Below are 15,247 nucleotides of genomic sequence, written 5' to 3' on the forward strand. Positions count from 1 at the left end.
TGGCGCAGGGCGTGTTTTTTTTGCAAGAGATTTTGTTACTGCTCGAACGACAGGCGCGCATTGCTACACGAGTCACTCGGCGGCATAATGTAGCCCCTTTTTTCTGCCCCTACATGTGGAAGGTTCCCGTGACTCAGAAGCCCGACCAGTGTCTTGGTGAATGGATCGACCGTGAAGCACTCGCAGAAGCGATGATTCCGCTTATCGGTCAGCTCTACCGCAATAACAACGTGGTGAGCTCGATCTATGGCCGCAGCCTGATCAATCGTTCAGTCATTGCGATTCTCAAAGCTCACCGCTTTGCTCGTCACCGTCAGTCCGACGAAAGCGAGCTGTCCGTCCACGAAACATTCCCGCTGCTCAAAGCGATGAGCGAGCTCAAGCTCGGCGCCGCTTCGGTAGACCTGGGCAAGCTGGCGGCCAAGTTCAAGGCCGAAGGCAATGGCCGTACTGCCGAGCAGTTCGTCCGTGACGAGATGGCCGACGTGGTTGGCCAGCAGAACGCTTCCGCCCGTAAAGGCACCGACGTTGTCCTGTACGGTTTCGGTCGTATCGGCCGTCTGCTGGCGCGCATCCTGATCGAGAAAACCGGTGGTGGCGATGGCCTGCGTCTGCGCGCCATCGTTGTCCGCAAGGGCGCCGAGAACGATCTGGTCAAGCGTGCCAGCCTGCTGCGTCGCGACTCGGTTCATGGTCCGTTCGATGGCACCATCACCATTGATGAAGCCAACAACACCATCACCGCCAACGGCAACCTGATCCAGGTTATCTACGCCAAGGGCCCGAGCGAAGTCGACTACACCCAGTACGGCATCGAAAACGCGCTGATCGTCGACAACACCGGTGTATGGCGTGACGCTGACGGCCTGAGCCAGCACCTGGCTTGCCCGGGCGCTGCCCGCGTGATCCTCACCGCACCTGGCAAGGGCGCGCTGAAGAACATCGTGCATGGCATCAACCATGGCGACATCACCCCTGACGACAAGATCATCTCGGCGGCTTCCTGCACCACCAACGCCATCGTGCCGGTGCTCAAGGCAGTCAACGACAAGTACGGCATCGTCAATGGCCATGTCGAAACCGTTCACTCGTTCACCAACGACCAGAACCTGATCGACAACTTCCACAAGGGCAGCCGTCGTGGCCGCTCCGCGCCGCTGAACATGGTGATCACCGAGACGGGTGCCGCCACCGCAGCCGCCAAGGCGCTGCCAGTGCTCAAGGGCAAGCTGACCGGCAACGCGATTCGCGTTCCTACACCAAACGTGTCGATGGCTATCCTGAACCTGAACCTGGAAAAGGCTACCACTCGCGAAGAGATCAACGAGTACCTGCGCCAGATGGCCATGCACTCGGATCTGCACAAGCAGATCGACTACGTCAGCTCCCAGGAAGTGGTTTCCACCGACTTCGTTGGCTCGCGCCACGCAGGCGTTGTCGACGCTGAAGCAACCATCACCCAAGACAACCGCGTTGTTCTGTACGTTTGGTACGACAACGAATTCGGTTACAGCTGCCAGGTGGTTCGCGTGATGGAAGACATGGCCGGTGTAAACCCGCCAGCATTCCCGCGCTAAGCCTTAGCCGCACATGAAGACGCCCCGACCCTGTCGGGGCGTTTTTGTTTGTGCGGTTTGTAGGAGTGAGCAAGCCCGCTCCTACCGTTCTATCGCATAATACCCGGCCTTGGCGTTGTGTCAGGGCGGAGCATCGGGGGAGACGGTTTTGTTGAGTGGGCGCAAGGGTTCTTTTCTGGTGTTGTTCGTTGCCCTGTCTGGCTGCGGTGCTGGCGACTCCATGGAAAGCTTCGGCGGCCCGACCATGGGCAGCACCTATTCGATCAAGTACGCCCGTCACGCTGGATTACCCGCTCCGGCGGACGTTCAAGTGGAAGTCGAGAAAATCCTCGCCGAAGTCGACCGGCAAATGTCGACCTACCGCAGCGACTCGGACATCGAGCGCTTCAACGCATTACCCGCCAACCGTTGTCAGCCTATGCCTGTGCCAATCCTTGAGTTGGTTCGCGTTGGCGAGGATTTGTCTGTGCAAAGTGAAGGCTCCTTCGATTTGACGGTCGAGCCGTTGCTCAATCTCTGGGGGTTTGGCCCGCAAGCCCGCGAGGAAAAAGTCCCGACCGCCGAAGCGCTCGCCGAGGCACGGCAGCGAGTCGGTCATGGGCACCTGCGCATCGATGGCGATCAGTTGTGCAAGGATGCTGCGGTCGAGGTCGACTTCAACAGCATCGCCGCCGGTTACGCGGTGGATCGCATTGCGGCACAGCTCGAAGCCGCCGGCATTCATAGCTACCTGGCTGAAGTCACCGGCGAACTCAAGGCGGTCGGCAAGAAGCTCGACGGCTCGCCATGGCGCATCGCCCTGGAAGAACCTCGGGATGACAGGCAAGTGGCCGAGCGGATCATCGCCATCGACGGTTACGGTGTATCGACGTCCGGTGACTACCGCAACTATTTCGAGCAGGACGGGCGCCGCTACTCCCACACCTTCGATGCCCGTACCGGCAGACCGGTCTTGCATGACCTGGCGTCGGTGACGGTGATTCATCCTCAGGCGTTGATGGCCGATGGCTTGTCAACGCTGTTGCTGATTCTGGGGCCCGAGCGCGGCCGGGATTATGCGCAAAGGAGCCAGATCGCTGCATTTTTTGTGATGCGTACCGATACAGGCTTCGTCACATCTACCAGTCAGGCTTTTGATCGCCTGAGTGCCGGAAAAACCCAGTGAACACGGCCCCGATCGCAAGGATTGCTGGCGTTGTAGTGCAGGCAAAACTAGCCTACGACGCTACCAAGGGTTAATGTGCGCGGCGTTGACGCATCTATAGACTGTTCCTGGGTTTTCGACTGACCCCAAATTGTTCCTTCATGCCGCGCCGTCGGCATGATTTAGCCGCGGGTGCCAACGGGGTGCCGCGGCCTGTTCTGAGGAGTACGCATGGCTGTCTACAACTACGACGTGGTGGTGTTGGGTTCCGGCCCGGCGGGAGAAGGCGCGGCAATGAACGCCGCCAAGGCAGGACGCAAGGTGGCGATGGTTGACAGCCGTCGCCAGGTCGGCGGCAACTGCACTCACCTGGGCACCATCCCGTCCAAGGCATTGCGTCACTCGGTCCGGCAGATCATGCAGTTCAACACCAACCCGATGTTCCGGGCCATTGGTGAGCCGCGCTGGTTCTCGTTCCCGGACGTGCTCAAGAGCGCCGAGAAAGTCATCTCCAAGCAGGTCGCCTCGCGCACCGGTTACTACGCGCGCAATCGGATTGACGTGTTCTTCGGCACCGGCAGTTTCGCTGACGAGCAAACCATCGAAGTGGTCTGCGCCAACGGCGTGGTCGAAAAACTGGTGGCCAAGCACATCATCATCGCCACTGGCTCGCGCCCATACCGCCCGGCCGATATCGATTTTCACCACCCGCGTATCTACGATAGCGACACCATCCTCAGCCTCGGCCACACCCCGCGCAAACTCATCGTTTACGGCGCCGGTGTGATCGGTTGCGAATACGCCTCGATCTTCAGTGGCCTGGGTGTGCTGGTTGAACTGGTGGACAACCGTGGCCAGTTGCTGAGCTTCCTGGACTCGGAAATCTCCCAGGCCCTGAGCTACCACTTCAGCAACAACAACATCACTGTGCGCCATAACGAGGATTACGATCACGTTGAAGGCGTGGACAACGGTGTGATCCTGCACCTCAAGTCCGGCAAGAAGATCAAGGCCGACGCCTTGCTCTGGTGCAACGGCCGTACCGGCAACACCGACCAGTTGGGTCTGGAAAACATCGGGGTGAAGGTCAACAGTCGTGGCCAGATCGAAGTCGACGAAAACTATCGCACCTGTATCCAGAATATCTATGGTGCCGGTGATGTGATCGGCTGGCCGAGCCTGGCCAGTGCTGCCCATGACCAGGGCCGTTCGGCCGCTGGCAGCATCGTCGACAACGGCAGCTGGCGCTTCGTCAACGACGTGCCGACCGGGATCTACACCATTCCGGAGATCAGCTCGATCGGCAAGAACGAGCAGGAGCTGACCCAGGCCAAGGTGCCGTACGAAGTCGGCAAGGCGTTCTTCAAGAGCATGGCGCGTGCGCAGATCGCCGGCGAGCCGCAAGGCATGCTGAAGATCCTGTTCCACCGCGAGACCCTGGAAGTGCTGGGCGTGCACTGCTTCGGTTATCAGGCGTCGGAGATCGTGCACATCGGCCAGGCGATCATGAACCAGCCGGGCGACCTGAACACCCTGAAGTACTTCGTCAACACCACGTTCAACTACCCGACCATGGCCGAAGCCTATCGGGTAGCGGCATACGACGGCCTCAACCGGCTTTTTTGAGCGGCTCCGGCCGGTGGCCTGAGCCGGCCGGGGAGACCGATTTCAGCAATTCTCGAGGGTGGCAGTGGCCAAACCGGGAAAGTCTGTAATCAGGCTGTCAACGCCGAAATCAGCGAGCCTGCGCATCAGCGCGGGTTCGTTGACTGTCCACACCGAGACATGCAGCCCCTGGCGCTGCGCCTTCTCCAGGCGTTCCGGCGTACACAGGGTCCAGTTCAGCGCCAGCATCTCGCAGCCATAACCCTGCGCGACCTTCAGCGGGTCGAGCCAGGCGTATTCGGCCACCAGTCCGCGCGACACATCCGGCACTAGGTCCAGTGCGGCCTTGAGCACTTCCCGTGAGCTCGAGGTGATCGTCACCTTGTCCAGCAGGCCGAAACGCTGCGCCATTTCGCGAATCGCCAGTACCGTGGTGGCGGCGCGGGTGCGTGAGGCGCTTTTGACTTCCAGTTGCCAGTGCTCGAAATCGCATTGCTCGAACAGCGTCTCCAGCGTCGGGATCGGGCAGGGCTTGATCCAGCCCGGGCCGCCCTTGCGTGCGTCGTAGGTCACCAGCTCTGCCGCTGTATGCTCGACCACCTTGCCGCGACGGTCGGTGGTGCGCTTGAGTGTCGGGTCGTGGATGACCATCAACTCGCCGTCCATGGACAGGTGCAGGTCCAGTTCGCAACGGCGCACGCCGTGCTTGAGGCATTGCTGGAAACTGCTCAGGGTGTTTTCCGGTGCTTCGCCTTTGGCGCCGCGGTGGCCATAGATGAGGGTCACGGTTGTTCCTTAATTAATTGCCGGATTCGGTGTGCTCGCGTGCCAGGCGTCGTTCTTGGGCCTGTCGCTGCAAGATATAGCGGGCCAGCAATTGTCGCTGGGCATCGGTCAGGTATTGGAACTCGGTGCCGATCGCGAAGGTACCGAAACTCTCCGGTTCACAGTGAGTGACCTTGGCTCGCAACAACAGGCCCAGCGCTTGCGGCATCAACAACAGCTTGATCGCCAGATGGCTGCCGGCCGGGTAGGGGAGGTGGTGCTCGAACTCGATACCGCCTTCCGACAGCACCACGCGCTGCGGCTCATCGAACTTACCGAGCACGGTTTGGGCGACCACCTGACTGAGCAGGTCGATGCGTTTGTTCAGCACTTTCAGGTACGCCGCAGTGTTTCGGTCGCGCTCAGTGATCTGGCGCAGCAAGTGTTGCGACTCGAATTCGCTCAGGTGCAGTTCGCTGAGCAGATTGAACAGCGGGGAAGCATCCTGCAACACTTCCTGGCCTGCGGCTTCGGGGCCGGACAGGGGCTGAATTTCCAGTGCGATCATGTCCTCGATACGGTAGTATTCGCGGCGATCTTCTTCATCTAATGTCGACATGGCGAACCCATGGTAGCGGCGGTGGTCTGAGTGTAAAGCTGGTTATCGACCCCCGCCACAAGGACGTTCCTTTTCCCTCCGAACAAGCCCCGACATGTTCAGACCACTCTTCGTATTTATCGGCACGCGTTATACCCGTGCAAAGCGTCGCAATCATTTTGTGTCATTCATTTCCCTGACTTCGATGATCGGGCTCGCCCTTGGCGTGGTCGTGATGATCGTGGTGCTGTCGGTCATGAACGGCTTCGATCATGAGATGCGCACCCGCGTGCTGGGCATGGTGCCCCATGCGACCATCGAATCCGGTGAAGCCATCAACGACTGGCAAGGCCTGGCCGCCAAGGTCAAGCAGAATCCGCAGGTGCTGGCCGTTGCGCCGTTCACCCAGATGCAGGGGTTGCTGACCAACAACGGCCAGGTCTCCAAGGTGTTGCTCAATGGCATTGATCCTGCGCTGGAGCGGCAGGTGTCGATCATCGACAACTTCATGCAGCAGGGCAAACTCGACGACCTGTCCCCGGGCAGCTTCGGCATCGTGATCGGTGACAAGGCCGCGGCCAAGCTGGGCGTGGGTGTCGGCGACAAGCTGACCTTCGTCGCCCCCGAGGTCACGGTGACGCCGGCCGGGATGTTCCCGCGCATGAAGCGCTTTACCGTGGTCGGCATCTTCCACGTCGGCGCCGGCGAGATCGACGGCTACCTGGGGGTTACCAACCTGCAGGACCTGTCGAAACTGCATCGCTGGAAGCCGGACCAGATCCAGGGCTTGCGCCTGAAGTTCGACGACCTGTTCCAGGCGCCGCGCACGGCGTGGAGCATCGCCCAGCAACTGGGTGACGACCGTTTCTATGCCCGTGACTGGACCCGCACCCACGGCAACCTCTATCAGGCCATTCGCATGGAAAAAGCCATGATCGGCCTGTTGTTGCTGCTGATCGTTGCCGTGGCGGCGTTCAACATCATTTCCACGCTGGTGATGGTGGTCAATGACAAGAAGGGCGACATCGCGATCCTGCGTACCCTGGGCTCCACGCCGGGGCAGATCATGGCGATCTTCATGGTCCAGGGCACGGTGATCGGCGTGGTTGGCACGGCGATCGGCGCGGTGGTCGGCATGTTTGCCGCGCTGAATGTCAGCGCCGCGATCGCCGCCCTCGAGAGCCTGATCGGGCACAAATTCCTTAACGCTGACGTGTACTTCATCGACTACCTGCCTTCGCAGTTGCAGGCCCGGGATGTGTTGATGGTCTGCGGCGCGGCGTTGGTCCTGAGTTTCCTCGCCACCCTGTATCCAGCCTGGCGTGCTGCGCGCACCCAGCCGGCGGAGGCGCTACGTTATGAGTGAGTCGGGCATGAGTGATAAAGCAATCTTGAGTTGCCGCAACCTGGGCAAGTCCTACGAGGAAGGCCCGGAGTCGGTGGTGGTGCTGAACGGTTTGCAGCTGGAGCTGCATCCGGGCGAACGCGCAGCGATCGTGGGCACTTCGGGGTCGGGCAAGAGTACCTTGCTCAACCTGCTGGGCGGTCTCGACACGCCAACCGAGGGCAGCGTCTGGCTGGCCGGCGAAGAACTGTCGGCGCTGAACGAAAAGAAACGTGGCCTGCTGCGCAACCGCTCCCTGGGTTTCGTCTACCAGTTCCACCACCTGCTGCCTGAGTTCACCGCCCTGGAAAACGTCTGCATGCCGCTGTTGATCGGCCGCACCGCGATCCCGGAGGCCCGTCAGCGCGCCACGGCGTTGCTGGAGCGGGTGGGCCTGAGCCATCGCCTGGAGCACAAGCCGGCCGAACTGTCCGGCGGCGAGCGTCAGCGCGTGGCCATTGCCCGTGCCCTGGTGAACAACCCCGGGTTGGTGATGCTCGACGAGCCCACCGGCAACCTCGACTCCCACACGGCCCAGGGCATCCAGGACTTGATGCTGGAACTCAGCACCTCGATGCGCACGGCGTTCCTGGTGGTGACCCACGACATGAACCTGGCGCGCCAGATGGACCGTGTCCTGCACTTGCAGGAAGGTTTTCTGACGCCCATCTGATGGGTTGAAACCCGGTGCCTGAAGCGGCACCGGGTCTTTTATTTTTATACGGTGCCCCAGCGAATGTTCAGACCGTTATCGATCTTTATCGGCACGCGCTATACCCGCGCCAAGCGCCGCAATCGCTTTGTTTCGTTTATCTCGATGACCTCGATGATCGGCCTCGCCCTGGGCGTGCTGGCGATGATCGTGGTGCTGTCGGTGATGAACGGCTTCCAGCGCGAAATGAGTTCGCGCATCCTCGGCATGGTGCCCCACGCCACTATCGTCGGGGTCAAGCCGATCGACGACTGGCAGCCGGTGGCAGCGGCCGCGATGAAAAATCCGCAAGTGACCGCCGCCGTACCGTTCACCGAAATGGAAGGCATGCTGTCCTACAAGGGGTCGATGCAGCCGATCCAGATCAGTGGCATTGATCCGGCTCAGGAAGGCAAGGTGTCCATCGTCGCCCAGCACATTGTGCAGGGCCGTCTAGATGCCTTGAAGCCTGGCGAGTTCGGCGTGGTGCTGGGTGAAATCACCGCACGGCGCTTTCGCTTGAACGTCGGTGACAGGATTACCCTGATCGTGCCGGAGGTCAGCACCGCACCGGGTGGGATCACGCCGCGCATGCAGCGGTTGAACGTGGTGGGGGTGTTCAAGGTCGGTGCCGAGCTGGACGGTTCGATGGCCCTGATCCATGTCGCCGACGCCGCGCAAATGCAGCGCTGGGAGCCGAATCAGGTGCAGAGCGTGCGCCTGGCGGTGACAGACCTGTATGCCGCGCCCAAGGTGTCGAGCGATATCGCGGCAAGCCTGGGCAGCGCCTACAAGGCCGATGACTGGACCCATACCCAGGGCAGCCTGTTCAGCGCGATGAAAATGGAAAAGACCATGATCGGCCTGTTGCTGCTGATGATCGTGGCCGTGGCGGCGTTCAACATCATCGCCACCCTGATCATGGTGGTGAACGACAAGGGCGCGGACATTGCGATCCTGCGCACCATCGGCGCCACGCCGCGGCAGATCATGGCGATCTTCATGGTGCAGGGCACGGTGATCGGTGTCGTCGGGACGCTGATCGGCGGCGCCCTTGGGGTGCTCGCGGCGCTGAACGTGAGTGCGCTGGTGGGCTGGGTGGAGCGGGTGAGCGGCCAGCACATCTTCAGCTCCGACGTGTATTTCGTCAGCAACCTGCCCTCGGAGTTGCAGGGCGCCGATGTGGTGTTGATCTGCTCGGCCGGTTTTATCCTGAGCTTCCTGGCCACCCTTTACCCGGCCTGGCGTGCGGCGAAAACCGAACCGGCGAACGCGTTGCGTTATTCGTAAGGCTGATCGATCCCACGCTCCCGCGTCACTAGTGTCCGGTAAACATGTGTCATAGCTGAAGGCTGCCTTGGGCAGCCTTCAGCTTTTCTCGCTCCTGCCTTCGTCGGTCTTTGAATTCTTGGGTAGCAGGCCGTTCATGCAGGACATGAGCGATGCGAACCGTCAGTTCAAATAACGAGCCGGGAAACCCTGAGCGGCGCTGGAAAAGGTGCAACAGCAGGTAGCTGATCAAGGCACTGTAGATCTGTAGGCGCACGGCGTTTTCGGAGAAGGCATAGAAGCGTTTGAGTTTCAGATGTTGCTTGATCCACTTGAAAAACAGCTCGATTTTCCAACGATCTTTGTACAAATCAGCGATTTCTTCAGCGGTTCTCGCGAAGTCGTTGGTCACCAGGATCAGCGGCGTTGCATGCCCCTCGCGTGCAACCACGACACGCCTTACCGGCTCTTCCCAGTAGTCATTCAGACGTTTGCCGCCTAGGTGCTTTTTGCCGAACCGTATGACTTCATCGGTCATGACCACGCTGTGCTCAGCCACATTTGAGTGCTCGTGCAGCACCTTGATATTGGCGTTTTTCTTCAACCGGGTAACGAACAGAGCCCCCTTGGTTTGCAACTGGTGCCACCAGTTGTAATCGCAGTAGCCCTTGTCAAAGACGTAGGTCATGCCGGCCTGAATCGGCATGTCCAACGCGTCACTCAGGTCGTTGACGTTGGCGTGAGTAATGTTCACGTAGACCGGGGCCAACTGCGCCAGATCCAGCCCTACATGCACTTTGAGACCTTGTGTAATGCGGGTTTTCGTCGCGGCAGTCCAATCATCGAAGTGAGGTCCGCGCAAGGTAATGGACGTGGAGTCAATTAAGCTGACCATGGCGCCGACTGCCTTGCGCTGCTGGTGACTGACGCCGCGTAACAGGAGTTCGCAAAGGTCCTGAAACGGCCGGTAGTCACGCTTGTTCAAGGCATCCGACAGTGTCGAGCGAGCAATGGGACCGGCCTGCAGATGGTAGCTATGCGCAGCCAGAGTCTCGGAGAAAGTCGCCAGGGACCGCAGGCTCAAGGCTTGGGTCAGATGGCCGCTGATCAATGTCACCAACAGTTGCCAGGACGTACAGCGTTTGACGTAGTGATCAGCCCGATGCGTTTCGATGGATTGCTGGAAGTACGGGCGCGGGATCGCACTGAGCAGTTGGCCTAAGCGGGTGCTGGAAAACATGAGTCGAAATCGAGTCTGAAAGATCCGATTATGACCGAAGGCCGCCAACAGCAAGGGGGAGCAAGCTCCCCCTTCGGTTTTTACCGGACACTAGTGACGCTCCGCGTGGGAACGATCAGGTGCGGGGCAACTCCATCACAAACCGCGTCCAGCCTGGGCCTGATTCGCAACGAATCGTTCCGCCATGGGCGCGGATGATCGACTGGGTAATCGCCAGTCCCAGCCCGGCATGTTCACTGCTGCCTTCACGGCGCGCCGGGTCGGCGCGATAGAAGCGGTCGAACAGGCGCGGCAACAAGGCTTCGGGAATGCCTTCCCCGGAGTTTTCGATACTCAGCTGCAGTCCCTTGTCGCCATCGACAATCCGTACCTCAACCGCGCCCTGTGGCGGGGTAAAGCGCAGTGCGTTGTCCAGCAGGTTGGAGAGGGCGCGGCGCAGCATGCTGCGGTCGCCTCGGATGGGCGCGTCACCGTGGCGGGTCAGGCGGACCTGCGCGTCTTCGGCCAGCGGCGCGTAATACTCCAGCAGCAGATCCGCCTCATCGCCCAGTTGCAGCGGTTCACGCTTGGGCATCAATAAGCCGTGGTCGGCCTTGGCCAGGTACAGCATGTCATTGACCAGTTGCGCCATCCATTGCAGTTCTTCGAGGTTGCTGTGCAGGGCTTCGCGATAGTCTTCCAGGCCCCGGGGGCGGGTCAGGGTGACTTGGGTGTGGGTCAGCAGGTTCGACAGCGGCGTGCGTAGCTCATGGGCAATGTCGGCGGAAAACGCCGACAGCCGCTGGAACGAATCATCGAGCCTGCCGAGCATGGCGTTGAACGTGTGGGCCAGTTCCGCAAGCTCGGCGGGCATCTGGTCTTCAGGCAGGCGCTGGGTCAGGGAGCTGGCGGAGACGCCGGCGGCGACTTCACTCATGCGCCGCAACGGCCGCAGCCCGCTGCGCGCGGCCCAGGCGCCGAGCAGTGCAGTGGCCAGCGCGCAGAGGCTCACCGTCAGCCAGATCAAGTGCTGCATGCGTTGCAGGAAGTGCTGATGGTGGGTGATGTCGAGCAACAGTGTCAGTTGTGCGGAGTCGGCCTGTTCTGGCTGCAGCGGCACGCTGTAGACCCGGTAGGCCGTGCCCGCGCTTTGCACGGTATGGAGGCCGGGCTGGGCGGGCAGGTCGGTGGGCAGGTTCGGGCTGCTGTCGAACCATAGGCCGCCGTCGGCGCCACGCACGCGCAACGCCAGGTCGGTCTGGTGGCTCATCTCATCCTGCAATTGTGTTTTGCGCTCGGCAAACAGTACGGGATCGTCGGCGCCCTGCAGTGCACTGCGCAGGGCGATCAGCTTGCCGTCGAGCAGTTGCTGGTCGAGTTCAATGAAATGTGCTTCGCTGGCGCGGCTGAACAGGACGCCGGCAAACAGCGAAACCACTGCGGTGCAGGCGGCAAACAGCAGGGCCAGGCGCGTGCCCAGGGACAGGCGGCGCATCAGGCTGGCCGCTCTTCAAGCACATAGCCCATGCCGCGCACGGTATGAATCAACTTGTTCGGGAAGTCATCGTCGATCTTCAAGCGCAGGCGCCGGATCGCCACTTCAATCACGTTGGTGTCGCTGTCGAAATTCATGTCCCAGACCTGGGAAGCGATCAGCGATTTGGGCAGCACTTCGCCCTGGCGGCGCAGGAGCATTTCCAGCAGGGCGAACTCCTTGGCGGTCAGGTCGATACGCTGGCCGCTGCGCTCGACCCGGCGGCGAATCAGGTCCAGGCGCAAGTCGGCCAGTTGCAGGCTGGTTTCCTGCGGCGTGGCGCTGCCGCGACGCAACAGGCTGCGCACCCGGGCCAGCAGTTCGGAGAAGGCAAAGGGTTTGACCAGGTAATCGTCGGCGCCCAGCTCCAGGCCGTGGACCCGGTCTTCCACCGCGTCCCGCGCGGTGAGGAATAGCACCGGAATCTCCAGGCCAGCGCTGCGCACGGCTTGCAGGATCTGCCAACCGTCGCGGCCGGGCAGCATCACGTCGAGAATCAGCAATGAGTAATCGCCGGTCAGGGCCAGATGCTGGCCGGTATTGCCATCGGCCACCAGTTCGGCGTTGAAGCCGGCCTCGGCCAGGCCCTGGCGCAAGTAGTGGCCGGTTTTCGGTTGGTCTTCGACGATCAGCAGTTTCATGGGCGACTCGAGTGGGATGGCACGGGTGCGTTATACCGTGGCGGGCGGTCGATCAGCCCAACCTTACAAAGTTGTAATCTGCTTGTCAGCTGCTTGGCAGCGGCGGGACACTAGAGTTTCCCACAGGCTGAACCTCATCTTGTTGGAGTGTAATCATGTTTTTGCGTAATCGACTGGTACTGGCTGGCTGCTTGCTGGTGTTGAGTTTTCCGGTATTTGCCGCGCCGGCACAGACCTACGGGTTCGGCACGCCGGCCCCGGCGGCGAAGGCCACGCGCACCGTTGAAATCGTCATGGGCGATATGTCGTTCAACCCCAAGGCCCTGCAGATCAAGGCGGGCGAGACCGTGCGTTTTGTGCTGATCAATAAAGGCCAGTTGCTGCACGAGTTCAACCTGGGCGACGTGACCATGCATGCCCAGCATCAGGCCGAAATGCTGAAAATGCAGCAAAGCGGCATGCTCACCCCGACCGCGATGAAAACCACCGCAGCGCCGATGGATCACGCCGCCATGGGGCACGGCTCGATGGCTGGCATGGACCATGGCGCGATGAAGCATGACGACCCCAATAGCGTGCTGGTAGAGCCGGGCAAGACCGTCGAGCTGACCTGGACCTTCAGCAAGGCCGGTAGCCTGGAATTTGCCTGCAATGTTCCCGGCCATTATCAGGCCGGTATGGTCGGCAAACTGACGGTCAGTCAGTAAGCACTCAAAGGCGGGAGCAAAGGCTGATAGAATCGGCTGATTCTTCAGTCAGGTTTCCGCCATGCATCCCGCAGCCGAACACTCGCCGCTGGGCAAGTCCAGCGAATACATCGCCACCTACACGCCGTCCTTGCTGTTCCCGATCCCGCGCACCGCGAAATGGGCCGAGCTAGGCCTGACGGCCGACACCCTGCCGTACAAGGGCGTGGATTTCTGGAACTGCTTTGAACTGTCCTGGCTGCTGCCATCGGGCAAGCCGGTGGTGGCCATTGGCGAGTTCAGTATTCCGGCGGACTCACCGAATATCATTGAGTCCAAGTCCTTCAAGCTGTACCTGAACTCGCTGAACCAGACGCCGTTCGTCGACACCCAGACACTGCAAGCCACATTGGCGACCGACCTGTCGGCCGCCGCTGGTAAGCCGGTGGGCGTGCGCATTCGTCGTCTGGACGAGGTGCAGGCCGAGGGTGTCGTGGCCTTGCCGGGCGTGTGTATCGATGACCTGGATATCAGTGTCAGCAACTACGAGCATCCGCGCCCGGAACTGCTGCGTTGTGATGCTTCGCGTATCGTTGAAGAGAGCGTGCACAGCCATCTGCTCAAATCCAACTGCCCGGTCACCAGCCAGCCGGACTGGGGCAGCGTGGCGGTGGAGTACCGTGGCGCGGCACTGGATCACGCCAGCCTGTTGGCCTATCTGGTGAGTTTCCGCCAGCACTCGGATTTCCACGAGCAGTGCGTGGAGCGGATCTTCCTTGACCTGCAGCGCTTGTTGAAGCCGGAAAAACTCACGGTGTATGCGCGTTATGTGCGCCGTGGCGGGCTGGACATCAACCCGTATCGCAGTACCGAGGACGTGCAACTGCCGAACCATCGTCTGGTCCGTCAATAAAGATCTAATGTGGGAGCGGGCTTGCTCGCGAAGGCGGAGTGCCAGTCACCATTGATGTTGAATGTGATGACCTCTTCGTCGGAACGCCGCCCGGAGCAAGCTCGCTCCCACAAGGGATTGCATTGTCAAACGCAGAAATGAAAAAGCCCTGCTATCGCCAGCAGGGCTTTTTTGCATTTGGCGGGTTCAGATACCCATATTGCCCAACGCTTGCCCGATGTTGCGCAGGGTTGCGGCAAGTGTGGGGTGTTCGAGTTCGAAGCGTTCGACGGCCAGGTTGACGCCGTCGGCGAGGCTGGCGTCCTGGGTCTTGGTTTCGAGCTCAAGCTTGAGTTCAATCTGTTGCATCAGTTCATGCAGGTTGGCGCGCTCGGATTCGGACAGTGGAGGGTTCTGTTCCAGTTGCTCGCGCAGGGTAGTGAGTTGTTCTTGCAGTTCGCGGGCAGGCATGACGTCTTTCCTTTTATCGATAGGCACTGGCATAGACCGCAAGCGTGGATCAAAGGTCTACGTCTGGCCTTTAGATTAATCCACTGGCGAGCGAAGTGCATGATCTTGATCAACAATGACCGATCAGGGCTTCTCGCCCTTGCGTCGACGCAGGCCGATGTCCGACAGGCAGGTGTCGAGTTCGCCCAGGTGATCGATGACCGAGTGCACGCCCAGGCCGAACAGTTGCAGGGTCGCCTTGCCACGTTTGAGTTCGCGTTCCTGCTGGCTCAGGGCATGCCATTCGTTCGGTGCCAGCCCGCACAATGAACCGCAGGACGCCAGGCCGATGGTCCAGAGTCCGGCGTTGAGGCCCGATTGCAACAGGCGCGGTTCACCGCTGACCAGCACGCAACCGTCCAGGCGATCGATATTGAGCGTCATCAGGGCTTGCCAACAGGCATCGGGAGCGGGCCACTGGCCGACGCTCGGGGTGCGCGGGCTGGCAATGATCCAGTCCGGCAGCGAGACGGCCAGTGCCTGGCTTTGTCTGGGAGGCAACTCCTCGAGCCAGGCACAGGGAATGCCTTGCAGTTGCAGGGAGAGCAGCGCTTGCTCGGCCCCAGGTGTTGGTTGTGCGTGCCGGGTGCAGTTGGCGCCGTCGTGTCGGGTGCGGGCGCCGAAATCCACCAGGCAGCCGCTCAGGCCGAAGAGTATGGCGGTGGGGTGGGGGATGGGGTGTGGGACTGTCTGAGCGTGGGGCATTATTACATCCCTGAAATAATCAGAGAG

15 protein-coding genes are annotated in these 15,247 nt (G+C 60.8%); 8 read left to right on the forward strand and 7 right to left on the reverse strand.

Annotated features, from left to right (window positions below; genetic code table 11):
- Positions 1 to 113 precede the first annotated feature (113 nt).
- From CKW07_RS00660 to sthA, 3 genes are all read left to right on the forward strand, one after another.
- Positions 114 to 1,577, forward strand: a complete 1,464-nt coding sequence (locus CKW07_RS00660; protein WP_095082285.1) for a glyceraldehyde-3-phosphate dehydrogenase — start codon at positions 114 to 116, stop codon at positions 1,575 to 1,577.
- Between the two features lie 220 nt (positions 1,578 to 1,797).
- Positions 1,798 to 2,742, forward strand: a complete 945-nt coding sequence (locus tag CKW07_RS00665) for an FAD:protein FMN transferase (protein ID WP_371850635.1) — start codon at positions 1,798 to 1,800, stop codon at positions 2,740 to 2,742.
- A 210-nt stretch (positions 2,743 to 2,952) separates the two neighbouring features.
- A complete protein-coding gene (gene sthA, locus CKW07_RS00670; RefSeq protein WP_095143134.1) occupies positions 2,953 to 4,347 on the forward strand; it encodes a Si-specific NAD(P)(+) transhydrogenase in 1,395 nt (464 codons plus the stop codon).
- A gap of 42 nt (positions 4,348 to 4,389) precedes the next feature.
- On the opposite strand, the gene CKW07_RS00675 is transcribed toward sthA, so the two are convergent.
- Together CKW07_RS00675 and CKW07_RS00680 are read right to left on the reverse strand one after the other, a co-directional pair.
- Positions 4,390 to 5,112, reverse strand: coding sequence for a glycerophosphodiester phosphodiesterase family protein (locus CKW07_RS00675; RefSeq protein WP_095082289.1), 723 nt, complete (start codon positions 5,110 to 5,112; stop codon positions 4,390 to 4,392).
- Between the two features lie 13 nt (positions 5,113 to 5,125).
- On the reverse strand, positions 5,126 to 5,710 hold the full coding sequence (locus CKW07_RS00680; RefSeq protein WP_095143135.1) for a PilZ domain-containing protein: 585 nt from the start codon (positions 5,708 to 5,710) through the stop codon (positions 5,126 to 5,128).
- Between the two features lie 94 nt (positions 5,711 to 5,804).
- Between CKW07_RS00680 and CKW07_RS00685 the strand changes: the two genes are divergently transcribed.
- From CKW07_RS00685 to CKW07_RS00695, 3 genes are all read left to right on the forward strand, one after another.
- Positions 5,805 to 7,055, forward strand: a complete 1,251-nt coding sequence (locus tag CKW07_RS00685; RefSeq protein WP_095143136.1) for a lipoprotein-releasing ABC transporter permease subunit — start codon at positions 5,805 to 5,807, stop codon at positions 7,053 to 7,055.
- A 7-nt stretch (positions 7,056 to 7,062) separates the two neighbouring features.
- Entirely contained in the window at positions 7,063 to 7,746 is a 684-nt protein-coding gene (lolD, locus tag CKW07_RS00690) for a lipoprotein-releasing ABC transporter ATP-binding protein LolD (protein ID WP_176465248.1), read from the forward strand.
- A 63-nt stretch (positions 7,747 to 7,809) separates the two neighbouring features.
- Positions 7,810 to 9,054, forward strand: a complete 1,245-nt coding sequence (locus CKW07_RS00695; protein WP_095143138.1) for a lipoprotein-releasing ABC transporter permease subunit — start codon at positions 7,810 to 7,812, stop codon at positions 9,052 to 9,054.
- Between the two features lie 49 nt (positions 9,055 to 9,103).
- On the opposite strand, the gene CKW07_RS00700 is transcribed toward CKW07_RS00695, so the two are convergent.
- The 3 genes from CKW07_RS00700 to CKW07_RS00710 all read right to left on the reverse strand — a co-directional run bounded on the left by CKW07_RS00700 (position 9,104) and on the right by CKW07_RS00710 (position 12,427).
- Entirely contained in the window at positions 9,104 to 10,273 is a 1,170-nt protein-coding gene (locus CKW07_RS00700) for an IS4 family transposase (RefSeq protein ID WP_095143139.1), read from the reverse strand.
- Between the two features lie 115 nt (positions 10,274 to 10,388).
- Positions 10,389 to 11,747 (reverse strand): heavy metal sensor histidine kinase, encoded by a 1,359-nt coding sequence (locus CKW07_RS00705; protein ID WP_095143140.1) that lies wholly within the window; start codon positions 11,745 to 11,747, stop codon positions 10,389 to 10,391.
- Positions 11,747 to 12,427 carry a heavy metal response regulator transcription factor gene (locus CKW07_RS00710; protein ID WP_095143141.1) on the reverse strand — a complete coding sequence of 227 codons (681 nt, stop codon included), beginning with the start codon at positions 12,425 to 12,427 and terminating at the stop codon, positions 11,747 to 11,749. Before CKW07_RS00710 ends, CKW07_RS00705 begins: the two co-directional genes overlap by 1 nt.
- A 155-nt stretch (positions 12,428 to 12,582) precedes the next feature.
- Here CKW07_RS00710 and CKW07_RS00715 point away from each other — a divergent pair, with 155 nt between their 5' ends.
- Both CKW07_RS00715 and queF read left to right on the forward strand, forming a co-directional pair.
- Complete coding sequence (locus CKW07_RS00715; protein WP_095143142.1) at positions 12,583 to 13,134, forward strand: plastocyanin/azurin family copper-binding protein; 552 nt, start codon at positions 12,583 to 12,585, stop codon at positions 13,132 to 13,134.
- Positions 13,135 to 13,195: 61 nt separating this feature from the next.
- Positions 13,196 to 14,026 carry an NADPH-dependent 7-cyano-7-deazaguanine reductase QueF gene (gene queF / locus CKW07_RS00720; protein WP_095143143.1) on the forward strand — a complete coding sequence of 277 codons (831 nt, stop codon included), beginning with the start codon at positions 13,196 to 13,198 and terminating at the stop codon, positions 14,024 to 14,026.
- A 186-nt stretch (positions 14,027 to 14,212) separates the two neighbouring features.
- Here queF and CKW07_RS00725 read toward each other — a convergent pair whose 3' ends face one another.
- Both CKW07_RS00725 and CKW07_RS00730 read right to left on the reverse strand, forming a co-directional pair.
- Positions 14,213 to 14,476, reverse strand: a complete 264-nt coding sequence (locus CKW07_RS00725) for a DUF4404 family protein (RefSeq protein WP_095143144.1) — start codon at positions 14,474 to 14,476, stop codon at positions 14,213 to 14,215.
- A 123-nt stretch (positions 14,477 to 14,599) separates the two neighbouring features.
- Positions 14,600 to 15,220: a phosphatase gene (locus CKW07_RS00730; RefSeq protein ID WP_095143145.1), complete on the reverse strand. Its 621-nt coding sequence runs from the start codon at positions 15,218 to 15,220 to the stop codon at positions 14,600 to 14,602.
- Positions 15,221 to 15,247 lie beyond the last annotated feature (27 nt).

This window comes from Pseudomonas sp. Irchel s3b6, from assembly GCF_900187415.1.
Classification (GTDB): domain Bacteria; phylum Pseudomonadota; class Gammaproteobacteria; order Pseudomonadales; family Pseudomonadaceae; genus Aquipseudomonas.